The sequence below is a fragment of the Flavobacterium luteum genome, from assembly GCF_008806775.1.
Lineage (GTDB): Bacteria > Bacteroidota > Bacteroidia > Flavobacteriales > Flavobacteriaceae > Flavobacterium > Flavobacterium luteum.
In genome coordinates, this window is sequence record NZ_WAEM01000001.1 from 646261 (window position 1) to 664532 (window position 18272).

An 18272-nucleotide genomic window follows, 5' to 3' on the forward strand; every position below is an offset into this window, starting at 1 on the left:
AAAATTTAAAATGTTTGTAAGAATTGTAAAAATGAGTTTTCACGAAGAAAATATTCCAGCTTTTTTGGAGAATTTCGATTTAATGAAAAACAAAATACGAAATGCAACTGGAAATCGTTTTCTTGAATTGTATCAAGACAAAAATGACAAATGTATTTTCTTTACTTACAGCTATTGGGAAACCGAAGATGATTTAGAAAATTATAGAAAATCCGAACTTTTTTATGACGTTTGGACTTTTACAAAAAAATTATTCAATGCTAAGCCTGAGGCTTGGAGCGTAGATAAAGTGGTCAGTTTAAAGTAATCCGTTTTTCAAACAATAAACAGTATAATGAAATCAATAATACTACGAGAATTAAAATCTTTTTTTGGCTCACCAATAGGCTACTTGGTGATTGCTATTTTCTTATTGCTCAACGGATTATTTCTTTGGATTTTTGAAGGAGATTACAACATATTAAATAGCGGTTTTGCTGATTTGAGTCCGTTTTTTACCCTTTCCCCATGGATTCTGATTTTCTTGATTCCTGCCGTGACGATGCGCAGTTTTTCGGATGAAAAAAAACAAGGAACATTAGAATTATTGTTAACTAAACCCTTAAGCATTTGGGAAATCGTGAACGGTAAATTTCTTGGAGCATTACTGCTAATTGTTATTGCTATCATTCCAACATTTATATACGTTTACGTTATTTCTAGTTTAGGAATACCAGAAGGAAACATCGATTTAGGAAGTACAATGGGTTCTTATTTTGGTTTGCTTTTTTTAATTAGCGCTTACTCTGCAATTGGAATTTTTACCTCTACACTTTCTGAAAATCAAATAGTAGCATTTATACTTGCGGTTTTTTTGTGTTTCATTTTTTACTTTGCTTTTGATGGTTTGGCTGTTTATTTGCCAAGCATGGAGAACTTTATTTCAGCTTTAGGCATGAACAATCACTTTAAAAGTATGAGTCGCGGAGTCCTAGATACAAGGGACATTTTATATTTTGTAAGCCTTACAATTTTGTTTCTTTCGTTTACTGTTTTTAAATTAAAATCTTTAAAATCGTAATGACAGCAATTAATAAAAATAACCTAAAAAATTTATTGTTTACTATTTGTATTTTATTACTTGTAAACATTATAGGCAGTCAGTTTTTTCATCGTTTCGACTTAACACAAGACAAAAGATATACGCTTTCTCAAACTTCTTTAAACATTCTTAAAGAAGTAAAAGAACCTTTAATAGTTGATGTTTTTTTAAAAGGGCAATTTCCTAGCGAATTCAAAAAACTACAAACCGAAACCCAACAAATACTTGAAGAATACAAAGCCTATAACAAAAATATCACTTTTCAGTTCATAAACCCAATTGAGAACGATGAGGAAAGAGATACTATCATGCAATCGTTTATAGAAAGAGGCTTAACTCCAGTAAATGTTACTATTGAGGATAAAGGAAAACAAACTCAGGAAGTCGTTTTTCCGTGGGCAATTGCGACTTATAATAGTAGAAGTGTAAAAGTACCTTTATTAAAAAATATAATGGGAGCATCAACAGCTGAAAAAGTAGTAAGCTCAGTACAGCATTTAGAATATGCTTTTGCTAATGCTTTTAATACCATTTCTAAAAATAAGGAAAAGAAAGTAGCTATTATTAAAGGAAATGGAGAGCTTCGAGATATATTTATGGCGGATTTCATCAAGCAAGTTCGCGAAAATTATTACATAGGCACTTTTACTTTAGATTCAGTTGCCAAAAAACCAAACGAAAGTCTAGCCTACTTAAAGAAATATGATTTAGCAATTATTGCAAAACCTACCGAGAAATTTTCTGATGAAGAGAAACAAGTTATAGACCAATTTGTAATCAATGGCGGTAAAACACTTTGGCTAATTGATCAAGTAAATATGGAAATGGACAGTCTGTACAACGATTCAGGAGCGTCGCTTGCCTATCCATTAGATTTAAATTTAAATGATATACTATTTAAATATGGTGTTCGTATTACTCCAACTTTAGTAAAAGACATAATGGCTACCCCTATTGCCCTAGCTACTGGCGAGAAAGGGAGTGCCACGCAATACACGCAATATCCTTGGTTTTATTCACCGTTGATTTATCCCTACTCCAAAAACCCAATAGTAAGTAATCTTGACGCTTTGAAATTCGAATTTGTAAATGGTATAGACATTTTAAAAAACGGCATAAAAAAAACAGTATTATTGCAATCGTCACCCTATTCAAAGCTAGTTGGCACTCCAGTAGAAGTAAATTTAAACATGGTTACCGAACGACCTGAACAAACTGAATTTAAAAATACGGGCAATATACCTGTTGCAGTCTTGATGGAAGGAAAATTTCATTCAGTATATGAAAATAGAGTATTGCCATTTCCAGATAATACATATCAGTCGCAAGGTAAAATTAATAAAATGATTGTCATTTCTGATGGAGATATTGTAAAGAATCAATTGGATAAAAACTTTCAACCTCTAGAGTTGGGTTATGACAAGTGGACTAATAAATTGTACGGCAACAAAGAATTTATGATGAATTGCGTAAATTATTTGTTGGATGATAACGGACTTATTAACATTAGAAGTAAAGAAGTTACCTTACCATTGCTTGACAAAGAAAAAGTGTATAACAGTTACACCAAGTCACAACTCATAACTGTCGGACTACCAATTGTAATTTTGGCAATTTTTGGTTTGTGTTTTACCTATATTCGAAAAAGAAAATACAGCAAGTAATGTTAATAAAATTCTTTTTGATTTATGGGAGTTTAAGATATATTTGTAAATCGTAGGCTAATTAAAAATTTTAAATAAGTTTACACTAAAATTAAAAAAAATAAAATGAAATTTATAGTATCAAGTTCGTACTTATTAAAACAATTACAAGTATTAGGAAGTGTTATTAATAGCAGTAACACATTACCCATTTTAGATAATTTTTTGTTTGAATTAGACAATAGTACATTAACCGTTTCTGCATCTGATTTAGAAACAACTATGTCTGCCACTTTAGAGATTGATTCTACCAGTAAGGGCAGCGTTGCAATTCCCGCAAAATTAGTTTTAGAAATACTAAAAACATTTCCTGAGCAACCTCTAACTTTTACTGTAGAGGAAAATAGTACGATTGAAATTAGTTCGAATTCAGGAAAATATGCTTTGGCGTATGCTCCAGGAGAAGAATTTCCGAAATCAGTAAATTTAGACGATCCTTCTACCACTCTTGTTCCTGCGGATGTTTTAGCAACGGCTGTAAGTAAAACAATTTTCGCTGCAGGCAATGACGATTTACGTCCAGTAATGTCTGGGGTGTTCTTTCAATTTTCACCTGAAGGTTTGACTTTTGTTGCAACTGATGCTCATAAATTAGTAAAATATGCTAGAATTGATGTGAAGGCATCACAGGTAGCCGATTTTATTATGCCTAAAAAACCATTAAATATTTTAAAAAGCATTCTTGGTACATCAAATGCAGAAATTAAAATAGAGTACAACGATTCTAATGCTACTTTTTCTTTTGATAATTACATACTAATGTGTCGCTTAATAGATGGTAAATATCCTAATTACGAAGCGGTAATTCCGAAAGAAAATCCAAATAAATTAATGATAGATAGAACTCAGTTTTTAAGTTCTGTTCGTCGTGTGGCCATTTTCTCTAACAAAACCACACACCAAATTCGCTTGAAAATCGCTGGAGCCGAGTTAAACATTTCTGCCGAAGATATTGATTATTCAAACAAAGCAGAGGAGCGATTGACTTGTGATTATCAAGGAGATGATATGCAAATTGGTTTTAACTCACGTTTCTTAACAGAAATGTTAACCAACTTACAATCGGATATGATTATGCTAGAAATGTCATTACCAAACCGTGCTGGTATTCTTACTCCAGTAGACGGATTAGAAGAAGGCGAAACGGTTACGATGTTAGTAATGCCTGTTATGCTGAATAATTAAATAACCAACCAAAAACCACTAAAAAAGGCTGTAAGAAAATTTCTAACAGCCTTTTTTTATAAATAGAACTACATTTTATTTCAAAACTAAAATAGCCTCTTTTGCAGAAGAAAGCTCAGCATATTTTAATGCTGTAAATCCTTTTTCATCTTTTTCATTTAGTCTAGCTCCATGTTCTAATAAAAATTTAATAATTTCTACTTTATTAAAACGGGCGGCAATCATTAGAGGCGTCATTCCGTTTGATGTTTCATTTACATCAGCTCCATATTCTACAAACTTTTTTACAATATCAAATTCTCCTTTACTAATTGCCAGACATAAAGGAGTTGAAGTAGTATATAAATACTTTTCATTTAATTGATGTGATTTTGAAACTAAAGTTGAAGCCGTTGCAACATTAGAAAAAGTGATGAATGCAATTCCTAAAATAATAATTGTTTTTTTCATGATAATTGTTTTTTGATTAATTAATGATTTATGTGTAAGACGCTTAATCTTGAAAATCGTTACACCATTAATCAATTTTAATATTCTTTTATAAAATGGCATATTATAAAATTAATCAACTCTAAATATAATTATTTTAAAAGATGTACTCAATTTTACTCTCATACTACTACCATTTTTTCTTTAGCTGCTAAGCACCCTATCAATAGTGCTGTTCCAAATGATTTAAACCAAAATATAATTTTTAGATTCTATTCAACGAACCGTATCCTGAACTGCTAAAAGTAGTATTAAACTAGCTACAAAACTAAAAGTAATTTTAATTTGCCTTCTCCTTTTTAGTATCCAAATTTACTTTTAAACCCAATGATATCAGTGAATAATCCTGGCTAAAATCAGGAACTGTCAGATTATAGCTCAACTGAAATTGCAACTGCAATTTAATATTTTTTGAGCCTCCTTGTAAGGTTAAGGCAGGTTCTAATAACCAGAAAGAGTTATTAGCTGTTAAGTAATTTATATCATAAATAGAAGTGCCACTCACATTTGTATAATTGATAGTAGCCAAGCGACTCGACAAAGAAGCATTAAAATATTTGCCGACGAAACTGATACTAGGTTGAATACCTAATCGATAAAAATTTGCGCTAATACTTGAATTATCTATAAAATAGTCTTTATAGTCAATACTTCCATAACCTAACAAACCATAGGTTTCAAATACCACTGACTTAGTTAAGCTCTTGTAATACCCACCTCCTATTTCTACAAAATTACCTGAACCACTAGAAGAATCTTCCGATGAATTCACCCAATCGGTATTGAGTTGCAATGCCCAACTATCCGAAAGCCCGTAGGCCCCTTGTAATTCAAATCCATCTGTATATTCAGAGCCATTCAAGCCTAGAGACAAATTCATCTGACCCTTTTCTTTCATTATAGGTACATTTTGAGTATTAGGCACATAATAAATAGGGCCACAACCGCTAAAGACTATACCAATTAAAAATAAAAGTATTGGTTGCATAGCAATAAAAGAAATATAATATGAAGTAATGCACGTATACTTTTTCATAATACAGAATGATTTAACTTATAAAAAAAAATCTAAAAATTACCAATATTAAATTTGGTTATCTACATCTCATCGCTGCGATAACATCATAATAGCAAACACTAGAACCTTAACAAACATCAAAGCCATTAGAATTCCTAAATACCAAAAATGAAAACGAATCCGTTGTTCTTTATATAAATACAAAATAAGACTGCATAGAAACAATTGAAGCAACTCATAACCTGCACTGAAAGGCTTTATATTTTGTTGTAAAGTAAGATAATCAATAAGAGTTACAAAAACTGTAGTATTATCCAAATCAAAAATAGTTCCGACAACTAAGAGCAATAAAACCAATACTCTATAGCTACTAAAGGCATAATTCACTTTCCAAAACCATTTTAAATGTTTCACGAGGTTACCAATTAGTCAAAATACACTTATAATAAAGTTACAAAAATTATATTATTAAGTCATAAAAAAGCGATAGAAATAATAACTGTTTATTCTTAGTTTCTATGTAGTTAATAAAAAATGTATCACAATGAACAAAGTTTTTGGAGTGTAAGTTAGAATCTCTCTAACGACTAAAGCTTTCTAATACCCAAAATTATACAATGCCTTCCCAAAGTAGTATAACACTCCCCCCTATTGGCCTCCATATCTTTGCCCTAATATTAACAAATAAATTTAATCAATATGAAAAATCTAGTAAATGTGTACTCAAGTACATCCAAAGTAACCAATGTTCCATGTAACAATTCAAACTGTACATGTGTAGACTGCAAATGTGGGGCAAACTGTACCTGTACGAGTTGCAACTAACATGTAGGTTATGAATGACAGTTATAAGCCGTACTGCTATAGGACGGCTTATTCTTGTTTTTATACCCTAAATTATTTTTTCTATTCTCAAAGCTGTAACTTTACCTTATGAAGACCAATACACTATTAGTCAAAAACATGGTTTGCCAACGTTGTGTGATGGCTGTTGAAACTATTTTGAAAACTGAAGGCATCAACTACCTCAAGGTTATTTTTGGCGAAATCGAGTTAGAACAAGCACTAACCGAAGAGCAAAAGACAATCTTGCAAACTAAGTTAGCCCAAATAGGCTTTGAATTAATCGACAACTACACTAGTGCAATAATTGAAAAAATTAAGCAACTAGTCATCAAAAGAGCTCGTAACGAGGAGGAAATTGATAGTAGAAAAACCAAACTTTCTATTTATATCGCAACTATGCTCCACCATGAATATACCTATTTAAGTAGCTTGTTTTCGGCTATTGAAGGGCGCACTATAGAGAACTACTTTATAGAACAACGAATAGAAAAAGCCAAAGAATTACTCATTTACGACCAACTGACCTTATCACAAATTGCTTTTCAACTAGATTATAGCAGTGTAGCACATCTTTCTACCCAATTTAAAAAAATAACGGGATTAACTCCTACCTACTTCAAAGAACTTGGAACTCTAAAACGAAAAGCTTTGGATTCCATATAGTTTTAAACTAAGGATTTAGAAAAAAATACTTTTTTGTCATGATGTCTTTCTTAACAATTCTTACGTTACATATAAATCTACTACTAAAATACCTATAATATAAAAAAAAAATAGCCCTTTCATTTTTTGAATAGATAAAGCAGTACTCAGATTGTAATGTAGTTAATTCTTTAAAAAAAGATTAACTATAAACTAGTGGTTGCTCAACCAAAATAATTTAAAACTCCATTTTATTGTTATTATTAATTAAAAGTCAACTGTTATTATTACCTTATTTATTTTTATTGTATTTTTATAAACTTTTTGGATTAAAAAATTACTTATAATACTTGCTTTTTTTAAATTAAAAACACCATTCCATGACATTGTACGATCAATTTAATAATGATGGCTATCTTATTCTTAAGGATTTTTATACTGAGGATCAATGTGATGCAGTTATGAATAGAGGATTAGAACTTTCAAATAGTTTTAATTTTGATGGCCATCCCTCTGTCTTTCAAACCAACGAGCAAACGCGAACTTCCGATGACTATTTTCTGAATTCAGGCAATAACATTTCTTATTTTTTTGAGAAAGATGCCTTTGATGAAAGTGGAAAACTCAAAAATGATCTTTTTCATTCATTAAACAAAATTGGACATGCTTTGCATGATCTTGATCCTGTTTTCGAAAAGTTTTCTCGCTCTCCTCAACTTAAAGCATTAGCTACTGAATTGCGACTTGATAATTATGTTATAATACAAAGCATGCTCATTTTAAAACATGCTAAAATTGGCGGTATTGTTGATGTTCACCAAGATGCAACATTTTTGTATACTGAACCCAATTCATGCATTGGATTCTGGTTTGCCCTTGAAGATGCTACCATCGAAAATGGATGTTTATGGGCAAAACCTGGAGGGCATAACACCACCCTGCGTTCTTGGTTCAAGAGAAAACCTTCTGGTGGTACTGAAATGCATATTTTTGATAATGAACCACTTTCAATGGATGATATGATTCCTCTTGAAGTTAAAAAAGGCACATGTATAGTACTCCATGGTTTCTTACCACATTATAGTTTACCCAATACTAGTGGAAAATCACGTCAGGCATACTCTATCCATACCATTGATAGTCAGCTAAAATATCCAGCTGCAAACTGGTTACAAAGAGACCTGTCTGTATTAAAAGGGTTTTAGTACTTTATTATGAAAATTAAATACTCATTTTCGTATTGGGGAAACGATCATTTGTCTCCCTCACAGTTTATAAACGCTATAGCGGATGCTGGTTTTGATGGAGCCGAATTATTTCTGAATCCAATCGATAGAACAACAGATGAATTTCTACTCGCTATAGAAAATATCAGAAAACAAAAGCCTGATTTTTATTTTATCACCTTGCAACTTCCTTTCCCTAAAACGGATACCGTGGGAGCGCACATTAAAGTCATGGAAGAAAATTTTAGGAATCTTGCTGAACTGAATCCATTATTTATTAATTCCCATACTGGAAAAGATTATTTTTCTTTTGATGATAACTGCAGGATTATCGATGCAGCTATGAATTTTTCATCAAAAAATGGTATTAGAATACTTCATGAAACACATAGGGGACGTTTCTCCTTTCATGCAGCTTCATTAATACCTTATTTAAATACATTTCCTCAAATAGAACTTGTTGGTGATTTTTCTCATTTCTGTACTGTTTCAGAGAGTATGCTAGAAGATCAACAGGAAATAATCAGTCAAATTATTCCTCATGTGGCACACATACATGCCCGATTGGGATTTGAACAAGGCCCACAGGTTAATGATCCACAAGCTCCAGAGTGGCACGGACATTTAGAGAAATTCTTGTTTTGGTGGCAACAAATAATTACAACTAGAAAGGTAGGAGGACAATCCCTTTTTACTATAAGTCCTGAGTTTGGCCCAATACCTTATATGCCTACTTTACCTTATACACAAAAACCTCTTAGCAACCAGTGGGATAACAATGTATTTATGAAGAACTATTTAAAAGCATCATTAAAGTAATTTTGGACTTGATCGTAAAACAATATACGTATTTGGCGGAATAAAAAAAGCCTTACAAAATGTAAAGCTTTAAATTTATTTTTCTTGTATAGATAGATCCAATTAAAAAAAGGGTAAGTCAAAAAAATTATCAGTTTAATAGTATATTTATCATTCTAGCTCAGAAGGAATCTTAATAAACTGCAGAAACTTGTTGATAATCCTCCTATCTCAGAAAGATAAATTCAGAAATATTTTTCAACTTTGATATGACAAAATTATTAGGATTTTAAGCTGAATTCCTACTCGCATTCGTATTCCCAAACAGCGAACGAGTTACAATTTTTTCATAGGTTTTTACAAGCTCTACTTTTGGATTCCCCTCTTTGTTTAATTCCTGAATTCGTAACAAAGCATATTGTTGTATTGTTAATAATGGCAACACAATACGCTCTCTTATATCGATAGATGCTTTACCGTCAGGATAGTTTTCCATTAGTTCTTTGTGACCAGCAATTTTCAATAATAAGCGTTTTGTTTCTACAAATTCATCGTAAATAATTTGCCAGAATTCTCCAAATTCAGGATCTTTTCGCATGTATGCCGTTAATGGAAAAAATGATTTTGCCAACGACATCATACTGTTTTCCAACAAGGTTTTAAAGAACAAAGAATTATCGTATAAATCCTGAACTTTACTCCATTGCCCAGAATCTTCAAAATACTTCAAAGCAGTCCCTACTCCAAAAAATCCAGGTACGTTTTGTTTTAATTGGCTCCAAGACCCAACAAAAGGTATCGCTCTTAAATCTTTGAAATCCAAGTGTTCTGATTTGCTTCTTTTAGACGGACGGCTTCCGATATTAGTTTTAGCATAATACTTCAGCGTACTCATTTGCTCTAAATACGGAATGAATTTTGGATGGTTTTTAAAGCTTAAATATTTTTCATAACCCAATTCTGCCAATTGATCTAAAATAGCCGATTCATCAAACGTTAATTCGTTTTGCCCTTTATTAAAAACTTGATTGGTAACACCTGCACTCAATAGATTTTCTAAATTATAACGGCAAGAATCTAGGGTTCCAAAATTAGAACTTATCGTTTGTCCTTGTACGGTAACCTGAATTTCATTGTTTTCTATTTTTGGGCCTAATGAAGCGTAAAATTTATGCGTTTTTCCACCACCACGAGCAGGAGGCCCACCTCGACCATCAAAGAAAATGGCTTTTATGCCGTATTTTCTAGACATTGCCGTTAATGATTCTTTTGCTTTATAAATACTCCAATTTGCCATTAAATAACCCCCATCTTTAGTTCCATCCGAAAAACCAAGCATAATCGTTTGCTTTTTATTTCTATTGAGAAGATGTTTGGCATAAGCTGGATTGGTATATAATTTTTCCATGATGATATGCGCATTATGCAAATCGTCAACCGATTCAAATAGCGGAATAATATCAACCGAAGGATTCTCCCAACCACTTAAATGAAATAACGCAAAAGTCTCCATTACATTTAGCGCACTTTCATTATTACTTATAATGTATCTATTTGCGCCAAATTCGCCATTATTTTCTTGGATAGTTTTTATTGCCTGAATAGATTCGATGGTATATCTCGTTAATTCATCTCCAAAATCTTTTGAATTCAGATTTCCAGAAACTTTAGACAAGACTTCAAATTTTTCAGGTTCTGTTAATTCAAAATAATTCTTTGGAAAAATAGCTAGATTTTCATTTAAGTAATACTGTACAACATCTTTAAAAACAGCATCGTGAATTCTGCTATTTTGACGAATATCTAATGATGCGAAATGAAACCCAAATAGATTTACTTTTATAAGCAATGCTTCTAATTCGTCAAGATATAAAGATTGATGTTGCTCTATAACTATTGTTTTTATTTTATTTAATTGTGATTTAAACTCGTCTAAAGTGATAAAAATTTCCCCTTTAGAATAAAATACTGAACGATATAATTTTTGCTCCAATTCAGTTACTAAGACATCTACATTATAAAATGTTAGCTTTCGCTTTAAATTCCGAACTTCAACATAGTAACATTTCAAAATGGACGTTCTTAAACGCTCAGCTACTTTCAATGTGATTTCGGTAGTTACAAACGGATTTCCATCACGATCTCCTCCTGGCCAAAATCCTAGTTTGACTATTGCATTTTTTATAGATTTTCCGTCAAAAATGTTTTTTTCAAGATAATGCACCATCTCTCCCGCTGTCTCATAAAAAACGTTTTCAAGATACCAAATCAAACTTACAGCTTCATCAAAAGGATTGGGCTTTACCGCTTGAATAAAAGGAGTTTTACCTAATTGAGCCAATAATTGCTTTATCTCCAACAAATTATTTTGACGAATCGCTTCAGTCAAATCATTTATAATTCCGAGAACAGCACCTGGGTAAAATTGCGTTGGGTGCGCGGTTAATACTGTTCTAACATTGAAATTTTCTAAGAAATCGATTAGATCTTCTTCTTTGTGTCTGGCTTCTGATTTTTCCATGATATCTCGCAATGAACCACGACCTTCCATGTTGTTCACAACTGGAAAAGCAGCGTCTTCAATGGCATCAAACAATACAATTTGACGTTCGATATACTGTATAAAACGAAACATCAAATCTATTTGATCGGCTTCTGAAGCATTCTGTAAATATTTACCAACGAAAAAATTAACGATATCTTTAGGGGTTTCTTGTTTTTTAAAACCCGTATCACAAACATCTGTAAATAAAGGAAGTAAAACTCCAGTATTGTCTATAGAATCAAATGGCAATGTAATAAAAACACTATTGTAGATATGGTATTTAGAGAGGACTTCTTGGTTAAAACGCTCGTTTTTAGGAAGTGTGTACATAAATTTAGTTGTTGTGAGTAGTTAATTTAATAAAAAAACCTCAAGTTTGAACTTGAGGTCATATAACGTAAAAATATAGAACGCTCAAGTTTATTACATATTTTTAAATATCGTATGCATTAATCTCTTTTTATCATTTATACTTTCTTCTAACGAGATCATGGTTTCAGTTCTGTATACTCCATCAATATCGTCAATCATAAAAATAACTTCTTTAGCATGCTTGGTATCTTTAGCTCTTATTTTACAAAAGATATTGAATTTTCCTGTGGTTACAGAAGCAACGGTTATAAATGGTATTTCATTAATACGCTCTAAAACAAACTTAGTTTGAGAAGTGTTGTTAAGAAAAACACCAATGTAAGCTATAAATGAATATCCTAATTTATCATAATCAAGTACTAAAGACGAACCCATTATAATTCCCGCATCTTCCATTTTTTTCACCCTTACATGAACCGTTCCTGCAGAAATCAATAACTTTTTTGCAATATCTGTAAACGGAACTCTAGTGTTATCAATCAGCATATCTAAAATCTGGTGATCTACCTCATCTAATCTGAACTTGCTCATAAAAAAATATTTAGTTGTTGTTATTTAACAATTTTAAAATAGCAAATTTTAAAAACTATAATTTAAAACTACCATTTTCAATTTTAAGATTCTCATTTAAATAAAAATCTGCTTTATCATCAATTTTTGGAAAAGTATTAGATTCATTTGAGAAAATAGCCCCTTTTGCATCGTATTCGAAATGTCCAAAAAAATCTTCAAAATCGTTTATTTTAGCAATAAAAGCGTTAAAAAATATTTTATTATTGAATAATACTTCTTTAAATTGAATTGCAATATTCGTGATTATTATGTTACTATCATAATTTATTTTTATATTTTTATAAACAAAATCATAAAACACGACTTTATTTTGAGGAATATTTAGATAATCTTCAATTTTATTACTAACTATATCGTTTTCGAAAAGTTTAACAAATCCTGACAATAATGCAATAAAAATATATTTCCTAGTTTCTTCTCTATTATAATCGTTTTGATAATGCCCAGCTTCGACCAATATTGTTGGTACATTCATAGATTGAAACGTGTCTCCTATACAATTAATATTGAATGAATCATCAAATCGTCCAACCTGATTAGGGATATAATCCTGTAATGCATTATTCATTGCAACGATAACTTTTATGGCTTTTGCTCGAACTTCATTGATCTCTCGGTTTTCATTATAAGAAGGCGCTAAAAAAGATACTGTTGCTGGATTTAGCTTCGCTCCGTTTGGCTTTACCTTGGGCCCAGTAACTGCCACTCCGAAAATAGTGCGTTGATCGTGAAGATTATAACAATAATCGGGTTGTACTTTATTAAAATAAGCTCTTAAAACAACACTCTCAGGTTGTGTCAAATTTTGAGCATCTCTATTTAAATCTATTTGATTTGCATTTTCTCTAGTATACAATGTAGCACCATCAGGATTAACCATTGGCAAGCAATAAAAAGTAAAATGATTCAGTAAATCATTTGCAAGTTCCGAATCGCTTTGCAACAAATTTAAAAAATCAAAAAGCGCTTTTGTAGTCGTACTTTCATTTCCATGCATTTGAGACCAAAGAAATATTTTGATTTTTCCTGCACCAATTTGATAGGAATAAATTGGTTTTTTAAGCACCGAATATCCTTCAATTGCAAGTTGATTTCCAGTGTTTAATTTACTAAAAACAGGCTCAATATCATTCAATGTAATATACCGTCCGTGTAAAGTTTCGACTTTGTATTTACTAAAGATAAATTCTAAATTCATATTCTTTTTTTTGACTTTACAAAAGTAAACATCTTTAAAATAACAATTGTAAACAACAGATTGCGTCCTTTTGTTTATTATTGTAAACTGATTTTCGCTCTTTTATTTGGTTAAATTTCAATTCAATAAAAACGTAAGTATTATGATTAATTAGCGAATTTTAAATCAATATTAATCAATACTTTAATTGCTTATAATTGATGTTTTAATTTATATTAATTGGTCAATTAAAAGTGATTTACTGTTGTGAAATAGGTTAATTCATTACTTTTGATTACATTTGTAACCTTTCCTTTATTTTAAAAAATTTACAATGGTAAACTCAGAAGATTTTATTAAAAGATTAGAATTCATTATCGATTATTATTCCCTTTCTGCATCGAGTTTGGCTGATAAAATTGGAGTGCAACGTTCCAGTTTATCGCATTTGCTTTCAGGAAGAAATAAGCCTAGCTTAGATTTTATTTTAAAAATTCTAGAGGTTTTTCCTGAGGTAGATTTGTATTGGATTTTGAATGGTAAAGGAAGTTTCCCAAAAAATGAAACACAAAAAATTTCAACTGCTCCTACTCCGATAACTGAAATTAAATTTGAAGAAAATCTATTTGAAGAAACCGAAAAACAAGAAACTAGTAATCTTATACCTCCAAAAAGGATTTCTAATATACAAGATACTTTAACGTCTTTGAATACAGATAAAATTGAAAAAATTGTCATTTTTTATACCAATGGGAAATTTGTAGAATACAATCCCTAATCAATTTTAGTTTTTACTTCAAAACTATATTCCGACTTTTTACCTTTGACATTAATAAAATGTGTGGATAGGATTTTAATGTCTTCATTACTATTTCCTGAAGGATAAAATGGTTGCCCAATATTTACCTCTTTCTTTCCAAAATTAAAAGCAACTGGAATTATTGGTACGTTTGCCTTTATTGCTATAAAATAAAATCCAGTTTTAAGTTCAGTTACTTTTTTCCGAGTTCCTTCGGGAGCTATAGCCATTCTAAAAATGGTTCTCTCTTTAAAAATACTAGTTATAGAGTCTACTTTATTTAATCCGCCAGATCTATCCAGTGGTACGCCACCCATCCAACGAAAAAAATAATGCAGAGGAAATTGAAATAATTCTTTTTTACCAACCCAGTTCATTTCTAATTGAATAATTCCTCTGGTGAGAACTCCTAGAAAAAAATCGTGCCAACTGGTATGCGGAACAACCATCAGTACACATTTTTTAATATTTTCGTCGATTGAACCTACTATTTTCCAACCCATCAATCGAAAGAGGATAAATTGGTAAATCCTTTTTTTCATTTACTACTATTTACAGTAAAATTAATATTAATCTCTTATTTTTGATGAAAATATTTTTCAATGTTAAAAAAACTATTCAGTTACATTATTCCCATCCGTATTTTAAAACAAAAATCGAGCATTAGCGAATCATTAGAAGTAACTTGGGCAAATGGCGAGTTGGTTTTAGATAGCAAAAATACTAATTATTCCTATGGCAGTTTACAACGTATATTGCGAAAAGGACTCAAGAGTATTGGATTTGAAAAGATAAATACTATGAATCATATTTTAGTTCTTGGGGTAGCTGGAGGAAGTGTTATAAAAACTTTGGTCAACGAAGTTGGATATAAAGGTAAAATTACTGGCGTAGAAATTGATAATGCTATTATATCAATGGCCAATACTTATTTTAAGTTGGATAAAATTCCAAATTTAGAAATTTGTATTGATGATGCTTTTGAATTTGTATTGAAAACAAAAAACCAATATAATCTAATTATCATTGATGTTTTTCAGGACACTAAAATGCCTAATTTTCTTTTTGAAAGGTTTTTTACTGACAGGCTGGATATAATTCTTAGCAACTTTGGAATTATATTATTCAACACCATGATAGTTGAAGAAAATCAAAATAAAAGAAACTTAAATTACATTTCTGGATTTAATGCAAAAAAATACACTGTTCGAACTATTCCAAGAGTTGAAAGACACAATGAATTGATTATCATTGAAAAATTAAATTAAAATAAAACAATGACAAAATTCAATTAGTAATTACTTTAGTTTTGTAAATTCTATACCTTATTATGAATTACATTTTATGAAAACAAAAATATTATCCATCTTGATTGTGTTACTGTTTACCTCATTTTTATCTTCTAAAGACAGTAATACTGTAAAAGCGGGATTAAAGATGCAAGATTTTGTAATTAACATCTCTAAATATGCCAGAAGTTATGATAGCGATTTTATTATCATTCCCCAAAATGGTGTTGATTTAATTTTTAATAAAATAAATCCTAGTTTAGGTCTTAATACCAACTATACCGATGCAATAGACGGAATAGGCATTGAAGATTTATTTTTTGATAAAAAGCTAAAAACCGATAATTACAGATATAACAATTTACAACAAATTAAAGAAAAGAAGAAAATAATTGTATCTGATTACATTACAAAAGTTTCGGATATTGAAACCGTAATAGCAAAAAACAAACAAGAAGGTTTCATTTGCTTTCCCAGAGTAAATGGTAACGAATATTATAAAGAAATTCCGAAAGAAATTATAGATGAAAATACAAATGACGTAACAAAATTTAGTGAAGCCAAAAACTTTTTGTATCTTATAAATGCTAGTAATTATAAAATAAAAGCGGATTTTTTTAAAGCTATTGCAGCAACAAATTATGATGTTGTTTCTATAGATTTATTTTATGATGATAAACCGTTAACTTCAGATGAAATAAATCAATTAAAAACTAAAGCAAACGGTGCTAAACGTTTAGTTATTGCTTACATGAATATTGGAGCTGCTGAAAACTGGCGGTACTATTGGAACGGAAATTGGATCCTAAACGATCCTGTTTGGATTAAGAAAAACTATGCTGGATACGAAAATGAATTTTACATTCAATTTTGGCATCCTGAGTGGCAAACAATTATTTATGGTAATGACAAGTCTTACCTCAAGAAAATTATCGATGCTGGTTTTGATGGCGTTTATCTGGATAATGTTGAAGCCTATTATTTTTTGTATAATAAATAGTATAATAGTCCCCATCTGCTTAAAAGTTTTCTATTTTTTTCGTACATTAGATATGAATTTAATTCTGTTTCAATGCTAAGAAAAATTAATTTCATACTTTCCAAACTATTGTTGGGCAACGTTTCATCTGTTTCAAAACCTAAGTTTAACCCTTTACAAAAAAGGATTCAAAATATTAAGTCTATTTGGAATAATGACCACCAAGATGATAATGGACTTGAAAAAATAACTCGACTCTTTTTATCTTCTTCGCAATTATTTTTTCCCGGTATTTATATTAAATATTTGGCTAATAAAAAAGGAACTGAATATCAGGATTTAGCGTTAGATTTTTATGTACTCCTTAAAGTGTTGTTTCCGTTTGTAATTTTAATTAATAATTGGGAACATCTGAATTTTGTGGTCTGGGTTATGATTTATTTTCTCCTAGAAACCATTTTATACATTCCAACTTTAATCTTCGCATCTGATTTATTCTCCAAACCACGCTCTTATAAAAGGTCTATATTATTGCTTTTCTTCAATTATCTAGAAATTGTAGTTGCCTATGCGGTCTTATATTCAAAAGGGAATTATTTAAACAAACCTTTCACCAATTGGTTTGACGCTGTCTATTTCAGTATAATTACTTCTTCATCCATTGGATATGGCGATTATTTTCCTGTTACTACCATTGGTAAAGTTTTAGTAAGTACACAAGCTTTATTATTTTTATTCTTTGTTGTTTTATTCTTAAATTTTTTCTCCAATAAAATAAAAGGTAAAGGGTATTTCGAACATGGTAAACAAAATCATTTAAAATAACTTTCTAGCACGTTCTAAGTCTTCAAAAGTGTCTATGCCAATTCCCACATGATTAGTTTCTACTAATTTAATACGTTTGCCATATTCTAAATAGCGTAATTGTTCTAATTTTTCAGAAGCTTCTAATGATTTCATAGGCAAGCTATAAAAATCCAATAAAGCTTGTTTACGGAAAGCATAAATCCCGATGTGTTGAAAATACCTAACCCCAACATTCTTTTCTCTGGGAAACGGAATTACAGAACGTGAAAAATACAAAGCAAAACCATTTTGGTCAACCACTACTTTTACGTTATTGGGGTTATTGATTTCGGTTTCATCTTTAATTTCTCGCATTAAAGAAGCTAAATCGATTTGCTTTGCAGTATCATTTCTAAAAACCTCAATCACTTTTGCTAGAGGTTCTGCATCAATAAAAGGCTCGTCTCCTTGCACATTGATTACTATATCTACATCCAAATGTTCCACAGCTTCAGCAATACGATCGCTTCCTGATTCGTGTTCTTTGAGGCTCATTATGGCCTTTCCCCCATTTGAACTGATTTCATTATATATCAAATCGGAATCCGTAACAACAAAAACATCATCGAATAACTTTGTGTTTATTGCGGCTTCGTAGGTTCGTAGAATGACTGTTTTTCCGCCCAAATCCTGCATTAATTTGGCTGGAAATCGTGTGGAGGCATATCGCGCGGGGATTACTGCTATTATTTTCATTTTGAGTA

General features: G+C 30.8%; 19 protein-coding genes. 11 read left to right on the plus strand and 8 right to left on the minus strand.

Going from position 1 to position 18272, the window contains the following annotated elements; translation table 11 throughout:
- Nucleotides 1-10: 10 nt before the first annotated feature.
- From F6464_RS02905 to dnaN, 4 genes are all read left to right on the plus strand, one after another.
- The gene (locus tag F6464_RS02905) at nt 11-307 is read left to right on the plus strand and encodes a putative quinol monooxygenase (protein WP_151106240.1); all 297 of its coding nucleotides are present in this window, start codon (nt 11-13) and stop codon (nt 305-307) included.
- Between the two features lie 27 nt (nt 308-334).
- A complete protein-coding gene (gene gldF, locus F6464_RS02910) occupies nt 335-1060 on the plus strand; it encodes a gliding motility-associated ABC transporter permease subunit GldF (protein ID WP_151106241.1) in 726 nt (241 codons plus the stop codon).
- On the plus strand, nt 1060-2745 hold the full coding sequence (gene gldG, locus F6464_RS02915) for a gliding motility-associated ABC transporter substrate-binding protein GldG (protein WP_151106242.1): 1686 nt from the start codon (nt 1060-1062) through the stop codon (nt 2743-2745). Before gldF ends, gldG begins: the two co-directional genes overlap by 1 nt.
- A gap of 105 nt (nt 2746-2850) precedes the next feature.
- Nucleotides 2851-3969: a DNA polymerase III subunit beta gene (gene dnaN, locus F6464_RS02920; protein WP_151106243.1), complete on the plus strand. Its 1119-nt coding sequence runs from the start codon at nt 2851-2853 to the stop codon at nt 3967-3969.
- Between the two features lie 75 nt (nt 3970-4044).
- Here dnaN and F6464_RS02925 read toward each other — a convergent pair whose 3' ends face one another.
- From F6464_RS02925 to F6464_RS02935, 3 genes are all read right to left on the minus strand, one after another.
- Nucleotides 4045-4419, minus strand: coding sequence for an ankyrin repeat domain-containing protein (locus F6464_RS02925; RefSeq protein ID WP_151106244.1), 375 nt, complete (start codon nt 4417-4419; stop codon nt 4045-4047).
- 319 nt (nt 4420-4738) lie between these two features.
- Nucleotides 4739-5494 (minus strand): hypothetical protein, encoded by a 756-nt coding sequence (locus tag F6464_RS02930; RefSeq protein WP_151106245.1) that lies wholly within the window; start codon nt 5492-5494, stop codon nt 4739-4741.
- 69 nt (nt 5495-5563) lie between these two features.
- A complete protein-coding gene (locus tag F6464_RS02935) occupies nt 5564-5890 on the minus strand; it encodes a hypothetical protein (protein ID WP_151106246.1) in 327 nt (108 codons plus the stop codon).
- Between the two features lie 519 nt (nt 5891-6409).
- Between F6464_RS02935 and F6464_RS02940 the strand changes: the two genes are divergently transcribed.
- The 3 genes from F6464_RS02940 (at nt 6410) to F6464_RS02950 (ending at nt 9009) form a co-directional block, all read left to right on the plus strand.
- Nucleotides 6410-6985 (plus strand): helix-turn-helix domain-containing protein, encoded by a 576-nt coding sequence (locus tag F6464_RS02940; RefSeq protein ID WP_151106247.1) that lies wholly within the window; start codon nt 6410-6412, stop codon nt 6983-6985.
- 359 nt (nt 6986-7344) lie between these two features.
- Entirely contained in the window at nt 7345-8169 is an 825-nt protein-coding gene (locus tag F6464_RS02945; RefSeq protein ID WP_151106248.1) for a phytanoyl-CoA dioxygenase family protein, read from the plus strand.
- A gap of 9 nt (nt 8170-8178) precedes the next feature.
- Entirely contained in the window at nt 8179-9009 is an 831-nt protein-coding gene (locus F6464_RS02950) for a sugar phosphate isomerase/epimerase family protein (protein ID WP_151106249.1), read from the plus strand.
- 268 nt (nt 9010-9277) lie between these two features.
- Here F6464_RS02950 and F6464_RS02955 read toward each other — a convergent pair whose 3' ends face one another.
- From F6464_RS02955 to F6464_RS02965, 3 genes are all read right to left on the minus strand, one after another.
- Nucleotides 9278-11863: a phosphoenolpyruvate carboxylase gene (locus F6464_RS02955; protein WP_151106250.1), complete on the minus strand. Its 2586-nt coding sequence runs from the start codon at nt 11861-11863 to the stop codon at nt 9278-9280.
- A gap of 93 nt (nt 11864-11956) precedes the next feature.
- Nucleotides 11957-12436 (minus strand): Lrp/AsnC family transcriptional regulator, encoded by a 480-nt coding sequence (locus tag F6464_RS02960; RefSeq protein ID WP_151106251.1) that lies wholly within the window; start codon nt 12434-12436, stop codon nt 11957-11959.
- A gap of 55 nt (nt 12437-12491) precedes the next feature.
- Nucleotides 12492-13676 (minus strand): M14 family metallopeptidase, encoded by a 1185-nt coding sequence (locus F6464_RS02965; RefSeq protein WP_151106252.1) that lies wholly within the window; start codon nt 13674-13676, stop codon nt 12492-12494.
- A gap of 313 nt (nt 13677-13989) precedes the next feature.
- Here F6464_RS02965 and F6464_RS02970 point away from each other — a divergent pair, with 313 nt between their 5' ends.
- Nucleotides 13990-14433 carry a helix-turn-helix domain-containing protein gene (locus F6464_RS02970; RefSeq protein WP_151106253.1) on the plus strand — a complete coding sequence of 148 codons (444 nt, stop codon included), beginning with the start codon at nt 13990-13992 and terminating at the stop codon, nt 14431-14433.
- Here the strand turns inward: F6464_RS02970 and F6464_RS02975 are convergent.
- Nucleotides 14430-14996 (minus strand): 1-acyl-sn-glycerol-3-phosphate acyltransferase, encoded by a 567-nt coding sequence (locus tag F6464_RS02975; RefSeq protein WP_151106254.1) that lies wholly within the window; start codon nt 14994-14996, stop codon nt 14430-14432. The genes F6464_RS02970 and F6464_RS02975 overlap by 4 nt on opposite strands.
- 60 nt (nt 14997-15056) lie before the next feature.
- Here F6464_RS02975 and F6464_RS02980 point away from each other — a divergent pair, with 60 nt between their 5' ends.
- The 3 genes from F6464_RS02980 to F6464_RS02990 all read left to right on the plus strand — a co-directional run bounded on the left by F6464_RS02980 (nt 15057) and on the right by F6464_RS02990 (nt 17547).
- Nucleotides 15057-15722, plus strand: coding sequence for a spermidine synthase (locus tag F6464_RS02980; RefSeq protein ID WP_151106255.1), 666 nt, complete (start codon nt 15057-15059; stop codon nt 15720-15722).
- A gap of 76 nt (nt 15723-15798) precedes the next feature.
- Nucleotides 15799-16743, plus strand: coding sequence for an endo alpha-1,4 polygalactosaminidase (locus F6464_RS02985; protein WP_151106256.1), 945 nt, complete (start codon nt 15799-15801; stop codon nt 16741-16743).
- Nucleotides 16744-16815: 72 nt separating this feature from the next.
- Complete coding sequence (locus F6464_RS02990) at nt 16816-17547, plus strand: potassium channel family protein (protein WP_225318019.1); 732 nt, start codon at nt 16816-16818, stop codon at nt 17545-17547.
- On the opposite strand, the gene kdsB is transcribed toward F6464_RS02990, so the two are convergent.
- Nucleotides 17539-18264 (minus strand): 3-deoxy-manno-octulosonate cytidylyltransferase, encoded by a 726-nt coding sequence (kdsB, locus tag F6464_RS02995; protein WP_151106257.1) that lies wholly within the window; start codon nt 18262-18264, stop codon nt 17539-17541. The two genes, F6464_RS02990 and kdsB, sit on opposite strands and share 9 nt — an antisense overlap.
- Nucleotides 18265-18272: the final 8 nt, after the last annotated feature.